Annotated in this window: 12 protein-coding genes and 1 pseudogene; 4 read left to right on the plus strand and 9 right to left on the minus strand. The window is 63.2% G+C overall.

What is annotated here, in order from left to right; genetic code table 11:
- Positions 1 to 94 precede the first annotated feature (94 nt).
- From BOO69_RS00685 to BOO69_RS00700, 4 genes are all read left to right on the plus strand, one after another.
- Complete coding sequence (locus tag BOO69_RS00685) at positions 95 to 1288, plus strand: hypothetical protein (protein ID WP_071969388.1); 1194 nt, start codon at positions 95 to 97, stop codon at positions 1286 to 1288.
- Positions 1289 to 1417: 129 nt separating this feature from the next.
- Entirely contained in the window at positions 1418 to 2293 is an 876-nt protein-coding gene (locus tag BOO69_RS00690; protein ID WP_071969390.1) for a glycosyltransferase family 2 protein, read from the plus strand.
- Entirely contained in the window at positions 2290 to 3165 is an 876-nt protein-coding gene (locus BOO69_RS00695) for a sulfotransferase (RefSeq protein ID WP_071969392.1), read from the plus strand. Before BOO69_RS00690 ends, BOO69_RS00695 begins: the two co-directional genes overlap by 4 nt.
- A 38-nt stretch (positions 3166 to 3203) precedes the next feature.
- A complete protein-coding gene (locus BOO69_RS00700; RefSeq protein ID WP_071969394.1) occupies positions 3204 to 6302 on the plus strand; it encodes an FG-GAP-like repeat-containing protein in 3099 nt (1032 codons plus the stop codon).
- Here the strand turns inward: BOO69_RS00700 and BOO69_RS00705 are convergent.
- From BOO69_RS00705 to BOO69_RS00745, 9 genes and pseudogenes are all read right to left on the minus strand, one after another.
- Positions 6299 to 7069 carry a LamB/YcsF family protein gene (locus tag BOO69_RS00705; RefSeq protein WP_071969396.1) on the minus strand — a complete coding sequence of 257 codons (771 nt, stop codon included), beginning with the start codon at positions 7067 to 7069 and terminating at the stop codon, positions 6299 to 6301. The two genes, BOO69_RS00700 and BOO69_RS00705, sit on opposite strands and share 4 nt — an antisense overlap.
- Before the next feature lies 1 nt (position 7070).
- A pseudogene (locus tag BOO69_RS00710) lies at positions 7071 to 8098 on the minus strand (5-oxoprolinase subunit C family protein).
- Entirely contained in the window at positions 8095 to 8832 is a 738-nt protein-coding gene (locus BOO69_RS00715) for a 5-oxoprolinase subunit B family protein (RefSeq protein WP_071969398.1), read from the minus strand. Before BOO69_RS00715 ends, BOO69_RS00710 begins: the two are co-directional and overlap by 4 nt.
- Positions 8825 to 9763 (minus strand): hypothetical protein, encoded by a 939-nt coding sequence (locus BOO69_RS00720; protein WP_071969400.1) that lies wholly within the window; start codon positions 9761 to 9763, stop codon positions 8825 to 8827. Before BOO69_RS00720 ends, BOO69_RS00715 begins: the two co-directional genes overlap by 8 nt.
- A 9-nt stretch (positions 9764 to 9772) precedes the next feature.
- Positions 9773 to 11083 carry a TRAP transporter large permease gene (locus BOO69_RS00725; protein WP_071969402.1) on the minus strand — a complete coding sequence of 437 codons (1311 nt, stop codon included), beginning with the start codon at positions 11081 to 11083 and terminating at the stop codon, positions 9773 to 9775.
- A 4-nt stretch (positions 11084 to 11087) separates the two neighbouring features.
- On the minus strand, positions 11088 to 11612 hold the full coding sequence (locus BOO69_RS00730; protein WP_071969404.1) for a TRAP transporter small permease: 525 nt from the start codon (positions 11610 to 11612) through the stop codon (positions 11088 to 11090).
- A 62-nt stretch (positions 11613 to 11674) separates the two neighbouring features.
- Positions 11675 to 12664: a TRAP transporter substrate-binding protein gene (locus BOO69_RS00735; RefSeq protein ID WP_071969406.1), complete on the minus strand. Its 990-nt coding sequence runs from the start codon at positions 12662 to 12664 to the stop codon at positions 11675 to 11677.
- Between the two features lie 29 nt (positions 12665 to 12693).
- Complete coding sequence (locus tag BOO69_RS00740; RefSeq protein WP_335743941.1) at positions 12694 to 13998, minus strand: NAD(P)/FAD-dependent oxidoreductase; 1305 nt, start codon at positions 13996 to 13998, stop codon at positions 12694 to 12696.
- A 101-nt stretch (positions 13999 to 14099) separates the two neighbouring features.
- Positions 14100 to 15701, minus strand: a complete 1602-nt coding sequence (locus BOO69_RS00745) for a GMC family oxidoreductase (protein ID WP_071969408.1) — start codon at positions 15699 to 15701, stop codon at positions 14100 to 14102.
- Between the last annotated feature and the right edge of the window lie 87 nt (positions 15702 to 15788).

Below are 15788 nucleotides of genomic sequence, written 5' to 3' on the forward strand. Positions count from 1 at the left end.
GACGGCCCTGATAGTCAAAATGGATACGCGGCTTGGCCGCCATGATCTGCAAGAATTTCCGCGGCGATGCCCGCATACTTGAAAGGAATTTTACATGTCCGATTTCGCAAACCCCAAGAGAAGCGGGCCCGCCCTGGCCGCAGGCATGGTGGCGCTGGCAACGGGAATGCTGGCGGGTCATCACGCCTACGCGCAGGATCAGTCCATCATCGGTTCCCTGTGCGTTGGTCAGGACTGTACGTCGAGCGAATCCTACGGCTTCGACACGATCCGCTTGAAGGAAAACAACCTGCGCATCCGGGCATTCGATACGTCCTCCACCGGCAGTTTTCCAACCGTGGACTGGCAACTGACCTTCAACGACACCGATAATGGCGGTGCGAACAAGTTTTCGATCGACGATATCGACAACTCCCGTACTCCCTTCACGATCGAGGCGGGTACGCGTACCAACCAACTTTATGTTTCCGACAGCAACAGGGTCGGCTTCGGTACATCGACGCCTGTGGTTGACCTGCATGTCAAGCAGGGCAACACGCCGGCGCTGCGACTGGAGCAGGACGGGTCGTCAGGCTTTGCCGCCCAAACCTGGGATGTTGCCAGCAACGAAACGAACTTCTTTATCAGGGATGTCACCGGCGGCAGTACCCTGCCTTTCCGGATCCAGCCGGGTGCACCCACCAGCGCACTTTATATCGCCAACAACGGTGAAGTCGGGATGGGTGCCGGCACGACTCCAAATGCGGCACTTCACATCAGACGGACTGGCGCACCGACCGACTTTCTCATCGAATCGTCAGGTGCCAGCAACGACTCCTCTTTCATCCTGAAGACTGATGGCCAGACCCCAGCTTCGTGGGAGTTTCGCGCGCAGGCAAGTTCGGGGCGTCTGAACATCGGGATCGTGGGTGGCAACACACCCATCAAGATCGACGAAAGCGCCAACAACAACCTGCTCAAGATCGGGGACAATACCAATTCAGACGCCGTGATCGTGACCGGTCAGATCATTGTGAACGGCACACCTCTGAACGTTCCCGACTATGTATTCGAACCCGATTACAAGCTTCTGCCCCTGGCAGAAGTGCAGGCGTTCATCGACGAGAACGGCCACTTGCCGGGCGTTCCGTCCGCCAAGAAGATCAACGACGAACAGCGCTTCAATGTCGTCGAGATGCAGCTCAAGCTGCTTGAGAAGGTCGAAGAGTTGACACTTTACACCTTGGAGCAGGAAGCGACGATCTCCGAACTGAAAGCCCAGGTCGAAACGCTGAAAAGCGCGAACTGACCCGTTCGTCGCTGTTGCGGAACACGGATCGCCGCCCTGTTCAGGGCGGCGATTTCGCGTTCGCTCGGGCCCGTTGAGATTGATATCCTGATAGGATAGCTCTGTTCGGGACCGAAGGACCGGAAGCGCATGAAACTTTCCATCGTCGTGATCATGCACAACATGCGGCGGGAGGCGGCGCGGACGCTGTACTCCCTCAGCCTCGCGCATCAGGTCGGGATCGAGCCGGGCGATTACGAAGTCATCGTAATAGACAATGCGTCCACCGCCCCGTTGAGGCCGGAAGATATGGACGGGCATGGTGCCGGCTTTCGGTACCATTTCCACGAGACCGACAGCAAATCACCGGTCGAGGCCATAAACATCGGTGTCGAAATGGCGCGCGGCGACGCGATAGCGATCATCGTCGACGGTGCGCGGATGGCCTCACCGGGGCTCATCCGACATACCCTTTTGGCGTTCCGCATGGCAGAGAATCCCGTCATCTGTGCCCTGTCGTGGCATCTGGGCCCCGACGTGCAGCCGAAATCGGTTCAGAACGGGTACGGCCAGGCCTTCGAGGACCGGATGCTGGAAGAGGCCGACTGGCGCACGGACGGGTACAGGCTGTTCGAGATCTCGACCATCGCACCATCGTCCGGTGACGGCTTCTTTGCCTCTTATCCATCGGAATGCAGTTGGATCGCGCTGCGGCGCGATACCTTCGTCGGCATGGGCGGCTTTGACATCCGGTTCCAGACGCCGGGCGGCGGATTCTGCAACCACGATTTCCGGAACCGGGCGGTGACGCTGGAAGGGGCCAGCCCGATGGTGATCCTCGGAGAAGGGGTGTTCCATCAAGTCCACGGCGGCATCGCGACGAATGCACCCCCCGAAAAGCGGCCCCTGGCCATGTTTCACGAGGAATACGCCCGGATACATGGCCGCCGGTACGAAACGGCCCCGGTGCCATGGCCGCTTTATGTCGGCGGGATGCCCGCCGCCGCAAAGAGATTTCTGAAATGAGTGCGGATGCACCGCCGATCATCGCGATCGGGGGGCTGGGGGGCAGCGGCACGCGCGTTTTCGCAGAAGCGCTGCGCAGCAGCGGGATCAGGATCGGCGAAGACCTAAACGGATCGCTCGACAATCTCTGGTTCACTGTCCTGTTCAAGCGCCGGGCATGGACGCGGCGCAAACCGACAGATGCAGAGGTGGCGAGGGCGATCCGGCTGTTTCATCAGGCCATGACGATCGGTCTTGCCGATGCCATCTCGGGTGCGGACATCGACCTTGTCCGTGCGCTCGAACGCGATCTCCTGCCCGGAGGCACATGGAATTCCGGGGCGCGCCAGCGGCAGGTCGAGAACCTGTTGCAGAGTGCGCCGCCGGCCGCGGAACAGGCGGGCCGCTGGGGATGGAAAGAGCCGAACACCCATGTGTTCCTGCCTCAGCTCGACCGGCTTCTGCCGAATTTCCGCTATGTCCACGTGATCCGCGATGGACTGGACATGGCCTTCAGCGGGAACACGTCGCAGACCCAGAACTGGGCGCATCTTTTCGGGTTGCCCGAAGAAGAGGGCATGCCGACACCGGTGGGGCAGCTTCGCTACTGGCTCGCGGCGAACCGTGCCGCGACGTCTTATGGGCACCGGCACATGCCGGGGCGATTCATGGTCATCCGTTACGAGCAATTCTGCGCAAGACCCTCGGCCTACTGGCCCGCCATCTGCGCGCTGGCCGGGGGCGACCCGGCCACGCCGATCCCGTCAGGGTTGATCCGCCCCAGCACGATCGGCAGATCCCGGGACCATGACCTGTCGGTTCTTCCGCAGCCCTTGCTGGACGACCTGCGCGCATTCGAAATTGATTTGGAGAATGTGGCCGATCCGAGTTAGAATTTCGGCATTATTTTTTTCCGAATTTGAGATTTGTCATGACAGATGCAGCCACCCCGCTCCCGACGTACAAGTTGCGCCTTGTTCTGAGTGTTCTGATCGTCGCCGTGCTGGCCTACCTTTTCTGGACGGGATCGCGATATCCATCGCTCGACGAAAAGGCGATGATGTCCGGCGCGATCCAGCTGGAAGACTCCCTCAGCTTCGAGGCGAAGTATCCGATCAGCGCCGACATGACGCTGCCGCAGCGCATATTCTGGTCCACGCTGAACTGGATCAACACCAACAAGAAAGGCATGACGTTCGGGGTACTCTTTGCCGCCGCGTTCCTGACGATGATCCCTTATCTGCGACGGCGCAGTTTCAGGGGCGGCTTTGCCAACTCTTTCCTCGGCATGGTGATCGGCGCGCCGCTGGGTGTCTGCGTGAACTGTGCCGCACCCATCGCCAAAGGCATGTATTCGGCGGGTCTGCGGGCCGAGACGACGCTGTCGGCGATGATCGCTTCGCCCACGCTGAACATCGTGGTCCTGACCATGGCGTTCTCCATCCTGCCCTTCTTCATGGCGGTGACCAAGATCGCGCTCAGCCTGCTGGTGATCCTTGTGATCGTGCCGCTGATCTGTCGCACGCTGGACAAGAGGGAACTGGGTGAGGATGAGATCGTCTGCGCGATACAACCCGGCGGAGGGCTGATGTCGGGTAAACGGCTCGGCAACAGCCCCTTGGGTGCCGTGCTGAATGTCGGGAAGGAGTATCTGCAGAACCTGTGGTACATCATCCTGCTGACGGTGCCGCTGATGCTGCTGGCCGGTTTCCTGGGCACGGTGGCGGCGGTGCTGCTGCCGCAGGAGATGATCACGGGATTGTCGTTCTCCGTTCTGGCGCTCATCGCGATCGCGCTGGTGGGGCTTTTCCTGCCGGTCCCGATCGCCTTCGACGTCGTGGTGACCGGCGCCTTGCTGAGCGCGGGCCTCTCGCATGGATACGTCATGGGGCTGCTGTTCACGCTCGGGACATTCTCCGTCTACTCGTTCTTCATCGTCTGGCAGGCCATCGGGTTGCGCGCCGCCGGCATGCTGGCGACCGCTGTCGGCGTCTTGGGCATCCTGGCTGGCGTGGGCGCGCAGGTCTACTATGACAGGCAATCGGACCGCGCGCTGGAGATCCTGCTGCAGGGGGATGCCTCCCGGGTGGTGCCACGGCTGTTCATGGCGGCCGAGGCGGCGGGGACCGACCCCTGGCAGGTGACCAGTGACGACGCGGACCGCGTGACGCTGACAGCGCAGCCCCTGGCACAGAAATCGGCCCCGGCCGAGACAGGCTTCACGCGCGTGGAGGCGAGCACGCTCGGCATTGACAAGCCGGTGGAATTCTCCTTTCGCGACATGTGGCCGCCTTTCTGGGAAGGACGGGCGGTGTCTTCGGGTGACATCGACCGGGACGGCGACCTCGACCTCGTGATCGCTTCGACGGAGAGGGGCCTGTATCTCTATCTCAATGACGGGGCCGGGCAGTTCGCCCGGCAGGATCTTGACCTAGGTCCGTTGGCCGCGATGCCGGTCTTCCAGTCCGCGCTGGTGGATATCGACAACGACGGATGGCTCGACCTGTTTCTGGCCACCTACCGCGAGGGAAATTTTGTCTGGACCAGTACGAGAGGCAGCTTCGATCCCGGAATGCTGCGCCAAGTGGAGGGCAGGGATACCGATATCCTCGCCCTTGCGCTCAGCTTTGCCGACGCGGACCGGGACGGCGACCTCGATGTCGCGCTGGGAAACTGGGCGGCGGGCTGGTACCGGCGCATTCCCGGCGAGGAATCGCGAAACCGCGTGATCTGGAACGATGGCGGCGCGCTGTCAGGACGGGATTACACGGATCTGCCCGGCCTGCCGGGAGAGACCCTGAGCATCCTGTGGACGGATCTTGACGGCGATGGCACCTCGGACCTCGTGGTGGGCAACGACTTCGACATCCCGGACTATTTCTACCGTGGTGACGGCGCGGGCGGTCTTGCCATGATCGACCATGCCTCCGGGCTGATCCCGCATACGACGACCACGACCATGTCGGTCAAGACGGCGGATCTGTCGAATGACGGCACGCCGGAGATCTATCTCGCACAGATCGCCGGCCGGTCCTCCGGCGTGTCGCGGAAACTCAAGATGCAATCGCTGGACCGCTATTGCGACACGATCGTGGATCCTCAGGCCAAGGCGACCTGCGCCAAGAACATGGAGATCAAGGCATGGTACAAGTCCGGCAACAATTTCGATCCCACCTATGCCAGCCGATGCCAGGAACTGGAGGGGCGCTACAAGGATGAATGTCGCGCGATGCTGGTCAAGGATCTGGCGATCCAGAAGGAAGACCCCGCCATCTGCGCCCTGATTCCCAAGCGGCAGGAGATTCCCCGATCCTACTGCGAGGCGCATTTCATGCCGGTGCGGACCCCCACCGCAGAGGAGATCGCCCTGACCCATCCGCAGATTCAACGGTCGAACGTCCTGCTGTCATGGGCCGGTGAGGCTTACGAGGACGTGGCCGAAGCGGTGGGTCTCGATGTGGGGGGCTGGAGCTGGGACACCAAGATCTTCGATTTCGACAATGACGGCTGGCAGGATGTCTACATCGTGAACGGCACATGGGTGCCGAACGAAGTTTCCCCCTCGAACCTCTTCTTCCACAACAGGGGCGACGGTACCTTCGAAGAGGCGTCGGGCCCCTTTGGCCTCGAGGATTACCTGATGACCGCCGCCGCGACCCAGTTCGACATGGACAACGACGGCGATCTCGACCTGTTGACGCACCCGGTCAACGGGCCTCTGGCGGTCTTTCGCAACAATGCGCAGGTGCCCGGCATCGTGTTCGAGCTGGAGGACATGGCCGGCAACAGGGACGGTATCGGCGCCGTGCTCAGGTTGACCGAAACCACCGGCCGGACGCAGATGCGCGAGGTGCAGATGGGGGGCGGTTTCATGTCCTTCGACGCACCGCGCGTGCATTTCGGACTGGGTGCCGAGGGCCGCGCCGAAAGGCTGTCGGTGCGCTGGGCCGACGGGACGGAAACGGTGATCGAAGGACAGCTTGATGCCGGAACCCTGTACCGGGTCACCCGTGCAGCCGGGAACGGCTAACTGTCCTTGCCGGTGAACTGGGCCAGCGTGATCCCCGCTGCCTCGAGTTGCGACCGAACGGCGGCGGCAATCTCGACCGCCTCGGCGGTGTCGCCGTGCAGACAGATCGTGTCGATCCGCGTCGGAATGCGTTTGCCGCTTTCGGTCATGATGGCTTCCGCGCGCACCATCTCGACCATGCGTTCCCCGGCGCGTGCGGCGTCATGGATCACCGCGCCCGGCAGCGAACGGTCGACCAGCGTCGCGTCGTCGTTGTAGGCCCGGTCGGCAAAGATTTCTCCGGCCCAGGCGCATCCCAGTTCCTCCACCGCCCGCTGCTGGGCGGTCGCCGCCAGTACCATGACGATCAGATCGGGTGCCACGCTCAACGCCGCCTCGTACAGGTCGCGGGCAAGGTCCTGATCCTCGGAGGCCATGTTGGCCAAAGCGCCATGCAGCTTGAGATGCCGGACCGTCGCCCCCAGGCTGCGGGCCATGCCGACACTGGCGGCGACCTGGTAGCGGACGTGGTTCTGCAATGTCGCACGGGGAACCGACATGCGGTTCCGTCCGAACCCCGCGATATCCATGAATCCCGGATGGGCGCCGATCCCCACCCCGTTGGCATGGGCGATCCGCATGGTGGCGGACATCACGTCGGCGTCTCCGGCGTGGCCGCCACAGGCGATGTTGGCGGAGGTCACGATGTCCAGCAGGGCGGCATCGTCCCCCATCTTCCAGGCGCCGAAGCTTTCACCCATGTCGGCATTGAGGTCGACGGATGGCATGTCAGGTCTCCTTTTCGAAAGGGTCCGCGAGGGCCGATACGACGCCTCCGACCAACTGGTAGGTCAGCAGGTCACGGATGTCGGCCGGATCGCGGACCAATGGATAACACTTGCCCGGCAGCGCCTTGATCTCGGCCGCCGCGCGCTTTTCGATGTCGATCGCCTCGTCCAGCGAAATGAAGTCGAAGCGGATCTCGGCGTTCGTCGGGGCCTGAGCCACGCGAGGCAAATCGGCCGGGATGGCGGTGCCGATGCGGGGATAGCCGCCGGTTGTCTGGCATTCGCACATCAGGACGAAGGGCGCGCCGTCGCCGGTGATCTGGATATCGCCGATGGTGATGACTTCGGACAGGATGCTCAGCTGATCGTTCGCGAAGAAGCCTTCGCCCGGTGGCTGCATCCTCACGCCGCGCCGATTTGCCCGCGGGTCGCGCGCAAAGGCGGTCTCGCCAAAGCGGGCGATGGTCTGCTGGTCGAAACGGTCGGTCTGGACGCTGGTGACCACGCGCAGCCGCCCGCCAGCGAACCGGTCGTCGATGGGCAGGGCGTTGCCCGTGCCGGTCCCGGTGTCCTTGCCGACGGGCAAGGTGTCCCCCGCTTGCAGCGCGTCGCCCAGTCCTGCACCAAAATGCGTGGACCGCGCCCCCATCTGCAGCGGCAGGTCGATCCCGCCGCCGACATGCAGGTAGCCATAGGTGCCGGACGTGGCCCCCCGATCACCAGCTTGGCACCGGCGGGCATCGGATGGCTGGCGTTCCAGACCAGCGGCGTGCCGTCCAGCGTCGCCTTCATCGGCGCGCCGGTCAGCGCGATGCGCAGGGGCTTGTCCGAGGTGAAGCTGCCGCCAGCCCCCACCATTTCGATTGCAGCGAAGCCGGGATCCTGCCCTAATAGGACTGCGCCCTCGTGCAGCGCCTTCGTATCCGCCGCGCCCCCGCGGGTCATGCCGCTGGCCCGGTAGCCCGGTCTACCGAAATCCTGCACGCTCATCTGCGGACCGGCCTGGTGGATGGTGAGAATACCCGTCATGACAGCACCTCGGTCTCCGCGCCGCCATCGCCGCTGGTGTCCTTGGCCCTGATCCGTTCCAGCTCTTCCGGCGCGATGGCCGGGAAACACAATTCGTCACCCGGCGACAGGGCAATGGGCCGTTCGCTTTCGGGTCGGAAATTGCGGAACGCGGTCTGACCGATGTGTCGCCAGCCAGTGGGAGAGGGGTTGGTGAAGACGATCAGCTGGCGGATCGCGACGACAAGCGCGCCGGCGGGAACCTCCTTGGTCAGGTTCTGCTGACGCGGAATGTTCCAGGTCTCCGACAACATGCCGGAGAACGGCTGCCCGGGCGCGAAACCCAAGGTCAGGACGCGCACACGGGCTTCGGAGAGCTCGCGGATCGCGGTGTCGGGATCGACACCCGCGGCCTCGGCGGCTTCCTCCAGCTGCGGCCCGAAGTCGCCCCCGTAGGCGGTGGGGATACGCCACAACTTTCGCCCAGCAGGCAGGTCGGCTGCATACCAGTCGCGGTTGGCCAACAAGTCTTTCAGCCGCGCGATGATCTCGTCCGGTGGCACCACCGCGAGGTTCACGCTGAGGAAGGTGGACACCAGTGACGTGCTGGTTTCGCTGACATTCTCCCAGACCTGTTCTTCTACCTCGGCGCGGAAGGCAAGCGCCGCACGGTTGGCCTGTTCCGACATTTCAGCGGCAAAGGTCACGAGGATGCCGGATAGCCCGACGGTTCTTATCTTGGGCCAGTCAGTCATCGCGCAGCGCCCACCGGTAGAGTTGCGGCAGCAGCATCGGGGTCAGATACATGGGCAACTGCCAGCACCCTATGAAGACCATCAACGGTACAAGCACCTCTGGCGGGAGAGCGACGAGGAAGATCGCGATGTTGCGGTTGCCTGCGCCAAGCGCGAGCGGACCGGCCAGCTGACGTAAGCCCGTACGCCTCAGGCCCAGTAGCGTGACCAGCTGCAACAGGTAGCTGATCGCGAATGCCAGCAGCGCCCAGTGCAGCACGCCCGCCGGATCGCTGCGTAGGGCGGGATTCAGCGCCGCCATCAGTCCCACGACGATAAAGGAAAACGCCAGCACCGAGGCGCCGTCCAAGGCCTGGGTCTGCCGCGGTGTGGGGCGCGGAAAAAACCGGGCGCGCAAGGCAAAGCCCGCGCCGGTGGCCAGAACGATCACGAGGAGCAGGCGCAGCGCCGCGCCGACGACAAGCCGGGGTTCGCCCGCCTGAGGCAAGACGGCAAGTACCGGGAGCACGGTCAGGGGAAAGGCCGCGGTTCCCAGTACGAGGATCTGCATCATCCGGCCCCCGTCGAGCCCGAGGATGAGGGCAAGGTTGACGCTGCCGGTGATCGCCGGGGCGGCCGAGGTCAGCACGATCGCCAGCGCGGCGGGCGTGTCCTGCAAGCCGAAGAACGTCAGCAGGCCCATGGCGGACAACGGCAAAGCCATCTGCAGGATCGCAACCGAGGCGAGCCCCCAGCGCAGGTCCCCGACTGCCCCCAGCGCCGCCCGGTGTCCGATCCGAAGTGCGGTGATCGTCAGCAGCCCAGCGACCATCTGCGGCAACCAGGGAACCAGCACCGCGGCCACGCCGGGAAGCAGCAGTCCCGCGGCCAGGCCCGCGATCAGGCAAAGGCGGGCATGGGACGACGCCCCCGCAAGAATGGAGATCAGCATGCATCGGCTCTACGTCGGTCCGCTGCGCAGGTTCTCCGGCAGCCACGTGGCAAGATCGGGGAACCAGATCAGGATGAACACCATCACGACCATGATGGCGAACATCGGCAGCGCCGCTTTCGTGATGTACCCCATCTCGTGGTCGGTCATGCCCTGAAGGACAAAGAGGTTGAAGCCGATGGGCGGCGTGATCTGCGCCATCTCCACGACGACGACCACGAAGATGCCAAACCAGATCAGGTCGATCCCCGCTTCGCGGACCATCGGTTCGACCACCGCCATGGTGAGAACCACCGATGAAATCCCGTCGAGGAACATCCCCAGCACGATATAGAAGACCAGCAGCGCCATCAGCAGCTGAAAGCGGCTCAGCTCCATCGCGGCGATACCGTCCGCGAGCGCACGGGGCAGACCGGTGAAGCCCATCGAAAGCTTGAGAAACGCCGCCCCCGCGAGGATGAGCGCGATCATGGCCGAGGTGCGCATGGCGCCCATCAGGCTTTCGCGGAAACTGTGCCAGTTCAACGAACCCTGGACCAGCGCCAGCACCAGCGCGCCGATCACGCCAATCGCGGCCGCTTCCGTCGCGGTGGCAAAGCCGAGGTACATGGACCCGATGACGACCGTGATCAACGCGAAGACGGGCAGCAGGAAGCGGGAGTTGCGCAGCTTTTCCGCAAAGCCCATCCCGGTCTCCTGCTTTGGGTTCCAGTCCTTCGACGTCAGCGAGACGACGGCGGCATAGCCCATGAACATCAGCGCAAGGATGAGACCGGGCAGGACGCCGGCGAAGAAAAGCTTGGTGATGCTCTCGTTCACCGTCACGCCATAGACGATCAGCGCCAGCGAGGGCGGGATCATCAGGCCGAGTGTCGCCGCACCGGCCAATGTGCCGATGATCATCTTTTCAGGGTAATTGCGGCTGCGCAGTTCCGGGATGGACATCTTGCCGACCGTGGTCAGCGTCGCGGCAGAAGAGCCGGAGACGGCAGCGAAAACCGTACAGCCGACGATGTTGGTGTGCACCAGTCCGCCGGGCAACCGTGCGAGCCATGGGGCAAGCCCCTTGAACATGTCCTCCGACAGGCGTGTGCGATACAGGATTTCACCCATCCAGATGAACAGGGGGAGCGCCGTCAGTGTCCAGGAACTCGACGATGCCCAGATCGTGGTGATCATCGTGTCGCCGACCGGCCGGGTGGTGAACAGCTCCATCCCGACCCAGGCGACGCCCATCAGGGCCAGCCCGACCCAGACACCGGTGCCGAGCAGGAAAAACAGGACGAAGAGGAAAAGCGTGATGGCATAGACTTCGGTCATCGGGTCATTCTCCGAAGCTCTGATCGACGATGTCGCGGGTCATGCGGTGACGACCGCGGAAGATCACGTGAAGCAGGTTGTCCGTCAGCGCGATGCCGAGGATCGCACCCCCGACCACCATGACGGACTGCGGAATCCACAGAAGGGTGGCATCCTGATCCTGGCTGACTTCGTTGAATTTCCAGGACCAGTAAACGAACCAGTAGGCGTAGTAGGTGAAGTACCACGCGATCGCGGCACCAAGGGCGAAACACCAGATCTCCACCAGTCGTTTCGGACCTTCCAGCAGCACGTTCAGCAGGATCGACACCCGGATATGGGCCCCCCGGTTCAACGCATTGGCAAAAGCGAGGAAGCTTGCGCCCGCCATGGCGTATCCGGCATAGCTTGCAGCCCCCGGAAAGACCGCGCCGGACCATCGCGCAACCATCTGCGCCACGATCAACAGCAGGATCGCAACCAGGCAGACCGCAGCCAGGGCACCGGCCGCAACATAAAGCGTGTCGAGGGATTTGCGCAGCGCCGCCATCCGTACCGCCTTTCAATTGAGGAGGGGGGGGCCGACGTGCCGGCCCACCCCTTGTTGGTGCATCAGTTCATGGATTTGTAGCTGTCGACCAGCGCCTGACCCTGTTCGCCGGCGGCTTCCAGCCATTCGGCCGTCATCGTCTCGCCGATTTCGCGAAGGCCGGACATCAGTTCTTCGCTGGCGGGCTGGACGATCATGCCGCCCTCCTCGAGGCCGTCGTAGGTGAACTGGGTATAGTCCTTGGCCATCTGAAGGCCGCGGGTCTCGGCGTCGGAGGCGCAGAGATTGATCGCCTCCTTGTTCTCGTCGGAGACACCTTCCCAGACACCTGCGTTGACCATCACGTAGTTGCGCGGCAGCCAAGCGTCGACTTCGTAGAAGTGCGTGAGGCTTTCCCAGACCTTCTGGTCATAGCCGGTCGCACCCGAGGAGATCATCGACTCGGCCACGCCGGTGGCAAAGGCCTGGCTGACTTCAGCCGCTTCGATGGTCACGGGCGACATGCCGGTGAGTTCCGCCAGCCGCGCGGTGGTGTTGTTGTAGGACCGGAACTTGACGCCTTCCATGTCCTCGACGCTGTTGACCTCTTTCTTGAAGTAGAGACCCTGCGGCGGCCACGGCACGTTGTAGAGCAGGTGCAGACCCTGCTCTTCCAGCAGCGCTTCGATCTCGGGCTGCGCGGCCTCCCACAACTTGCCGCTGGCCTCGAACGAGGGCGCGAGGAAGGGGATGCTGTCGAAGCCGAACAGGGCGTTCTCGTTCTGGTGGCCGGACAGCAGACGCTCGCCGATCTGGACCTGGCCGGTCTGGATCGCCCGCTTGATGTCGGCCCCGGCAAAGAGCGAGCCGCCCGGATGCACCGTGATTTCGATCTCGCCGTTTGTGGCCTCGGTAACGCAATTGGCGAACTCGACACCGTTCTCGGTGTGGAAGTTGGACGCCGAATAGGCCATCGGCATGTCCCACTTTTCCTGGGCAAAGGCAGGCAGGGCGCTGCCCAGTGTCAGTGCAGCGGTGGCCGCGGTTGCCATCAATTTCCGTGTGATGTTCATCGTTTTCTCCCGGTTGGTTATGGATCGCGCTATTGGAAGCGCTGTGGGTGATAGGGGGAAAGGTCGGTGTTGACCTTTTGCCCGGTGATCAATCCGGCGACCAGTCGGCCCGTTTTCGGTCCGCCAGTCAACCCGATGTGATGGTGCCCGAAGGCGGTGAAGACCCTGCTTTGCCCAACCTCTCCGATCAGGGGGAGGCTGTCGCTGGGGGCGGGTCGATGCCCCAGCCATTCGATTTCGTTCGCCGCCTGCAATTCGGGAAAGGCGCGCTTCGCATGGCGGCGCAGCAATTCCAGCGGCGCGCGGCTGGGACCGGCCTCCAGCCCGCCGAACTCGAGGATGCCGGCGCAGCGCAATCCCTGTTCCATCGGTGTCGCGACGAATTTCCCGCTGGCGATCATCGTGGGCTGGCGCGGCCCGCCCGTGGCACCCTCGAAAACCACGTGATAGCCGCGTTCGGTTTCGAGCGGCACGTTCAGCCCCAGCTTTGCCATCATCGGCTTTGACCAGACCCCCGTGGCCAGCACGAGCGCATCGCAGGGTATCTTGCCCGCGTCGGTCAGCACCCCGGTAACGCGGCCATCCGTCATGTCGAAGTCCTTGACCGTCGCCTGGACCAGTTTTCCACCCCGGTCGGACAGGGCCGCGGCCAGGGCCTGAACGTAACCGCCAGGACTGCGGATGAAGCCGTGGTTCTTCATCACCGCAAGACAGGTGATGTCGGGGCCCAAAGCCGGATCATACTCCCGGACCGCACGCCCCTCGATCAGTTCCGGCACAAAGCCGGCGTCCCGGCGCAGATCCCAGGTGTATTTCTCGGCGTCGAAATCGGCTCTGCTCTTGTAAGCAAAGCAATAGTCGCTGTCGCTCACCCAATCGCCCAGACCAAGCTCATCGCAGAGGCTCTTGTGCTGTTCGACGGAGTCGCCGACGATCGGCGTCAACGCACGGGCGATCCGACGGGTGTCGGCATCATTCGCGTTGGCCATGTATCGGCGCAACCAAGGCAACAGGCGGGGGACATAGGGCCATCGCAGGAACAAGGGAAAGTCCCGATCGAACACCATTCCGGGCGCCTTGCGCATCAGGCCGGGGCCTGTGACCGGCACCATCGAACAGGCTGCAAGGACACCGGCGTTTCCGTGCGAGGTGCCTGTGCCGGGCAGGCCGCGATCGATCACCGTCACCTCTGCGCCCGCACGGCGAAGCCAGATGGCGGTGGAAATGCCGACAATGCCGGCGCCGATCACGACAACATGGCGGTTCATCTGGCGATCTTGCGGATCATGAAATGATCTACCCCCCGATTCCTTTCCGGCATCATTGCACGAAATTACAAAACATCAACGAAATGTTTGCAAATTGTCATTGTTGGTCCGCGGGCGACCGCAGCCTGCCTAATCGGTTGGCTGACGTGATGCCCAGGTAAGTGGTTTCAGTCGCGCGCGTCCTGAAGAATCAGGTCGCTCGCCTTTTCACCGATCATGATCGCGGGGGCGTTCGTATTGCCCGAGACGATCTCGGGCATGATCGAGCAATCCGCGACCCGCAGGCCATGGATGCCATGCACCCGCAAACGGTCGTCCACCACGGCATCCTTGCCGGTGCCCATCTTGCAGGTGCCGGTGGGGTGATAGATCGAGGCGCTGTTACTGCGCGCCCAATCGAGTGTCGCGTCGTAATCATCCATCGGCAGGCTGGCGTTGGGGCGATATTCCTCGGATATCTTGGTGGTCAGCGGCGCATGCCGCGCGATGCGGCGGGCGATCTTGACCCCTTCGACGACAGTGCGGCAATCGGTTTCGGTGCTCAGGTAGTTCGGAATGATCCGGGGATGGTCGCGCGGCGCGGCCGACTTCAGCCGGATCTCTCCGCGGCTCTCGGGCCGAAGCTGGCAAACCGACATGGTGAAAGCGGAGAACCTGTCCGCACCCTTGCCAGGGTTTTCCGCCGACAGCGGCTGCACGTGGAACTGGATGTCCGGCGTTTCAAGGTCTTCGCGTGTCCTGAGAAAACCTGTGGCCAGGCTTGCCGCCATGGTCATCGGCCCGGCGCGGAACATGAGATACTTCAGCCCGATCTTCGCCTGCCCCCTCAGGGTGCTGACCTCGTCGTTCAGCGTGGGTTCGTTGCACTTGTAGACCAGCCGGACCTGGAGGTGATCCTGAAGGTTTTTGCCCACGCCCGGAAGGTCGTGGATCACCCCGATCCCGTGGTGCGACAACTGGTCCGCGTCTCCGATGCCCGACAACATCAGCAGCTGGGGGGAGTTGATCGCACCTCCGGACAGCACGATTTCGCGGTTGGCGGTCACCGTCTGCTGCTTGCCGGCGCGGTCGGTGAAGCTGACGCCGGTGGCGCGCCGTCCGTCCAGCAGGATGCGATCGACCTGCGCGTGGGTCACGATCCGCAGGTTCGGCCGTTTCCTGACGGGGTTGAGATAGGCGACCGCGCTGGAGCAGCGCCGCCCGTTGCGCGATGTCAGCTGGAAGAATCCCACCCCTTCCTGCGTCGCGCCGTTGTAGTCCGGGTTGAACGGATAGCCCGCCGCCTGCGCCGCCGCGACCCATGCATCCGTGATCGGCCGCTGGATCCGCATGTTCGAGACCGACAGCGGGCCCTTGTCCCCGTGAAAGGCATCGGCGCCGCGTTCATTGTTCTCCGCCCGCTTGAACAGGGGCAGGACATCGTCCCAGCCCCAGCCGCGGTTCCCCATCTGTCGCCACCTGTCGTAATCCTGCGGCTGTCCGCGGACGTAGAGCAGGCCGTTGAGGGATGACGATCCGCCCAGCACCTTGCCGCGGGGCCATTCGATGGACCGCCCGTTCAGGCCTGGATCGGGTTCGGTCTTGTAGCACCAGTCGACGGAAGGGTTGTGGATGGTCTTGAAGTAGCCGACCGGAATGTGAATCCAAGGATTGAGATCGCGCCCGCCAGCCTCGAGCAGGATGACGGAGGTCTTCGGGTCCGCGCTGAGCCTGTTGGCCAGCACGCATCCGGCGGAGCCTGCCCCTATCACGATGTAATCCGCATTCATTTCACTGGTCCTCCCACCGGTGAAGAAATTTGTATACAGAAGCACGTTTCCATACTAGTGTTTTTTGAAACAAAAAGTCTCAATAAT

The organism is Sulfitobacter alexandrii (assembly GCF_001886735.1).
In the GTDB taxonomy this organism is placed as follows: domain Bacteria; phylum Pseudomonadota; class Alphaproteobacteria; order Rhodobacterales; family Rhodobacteraceae; genus Sulfitobacter; species Sulfitobacter alexandrii.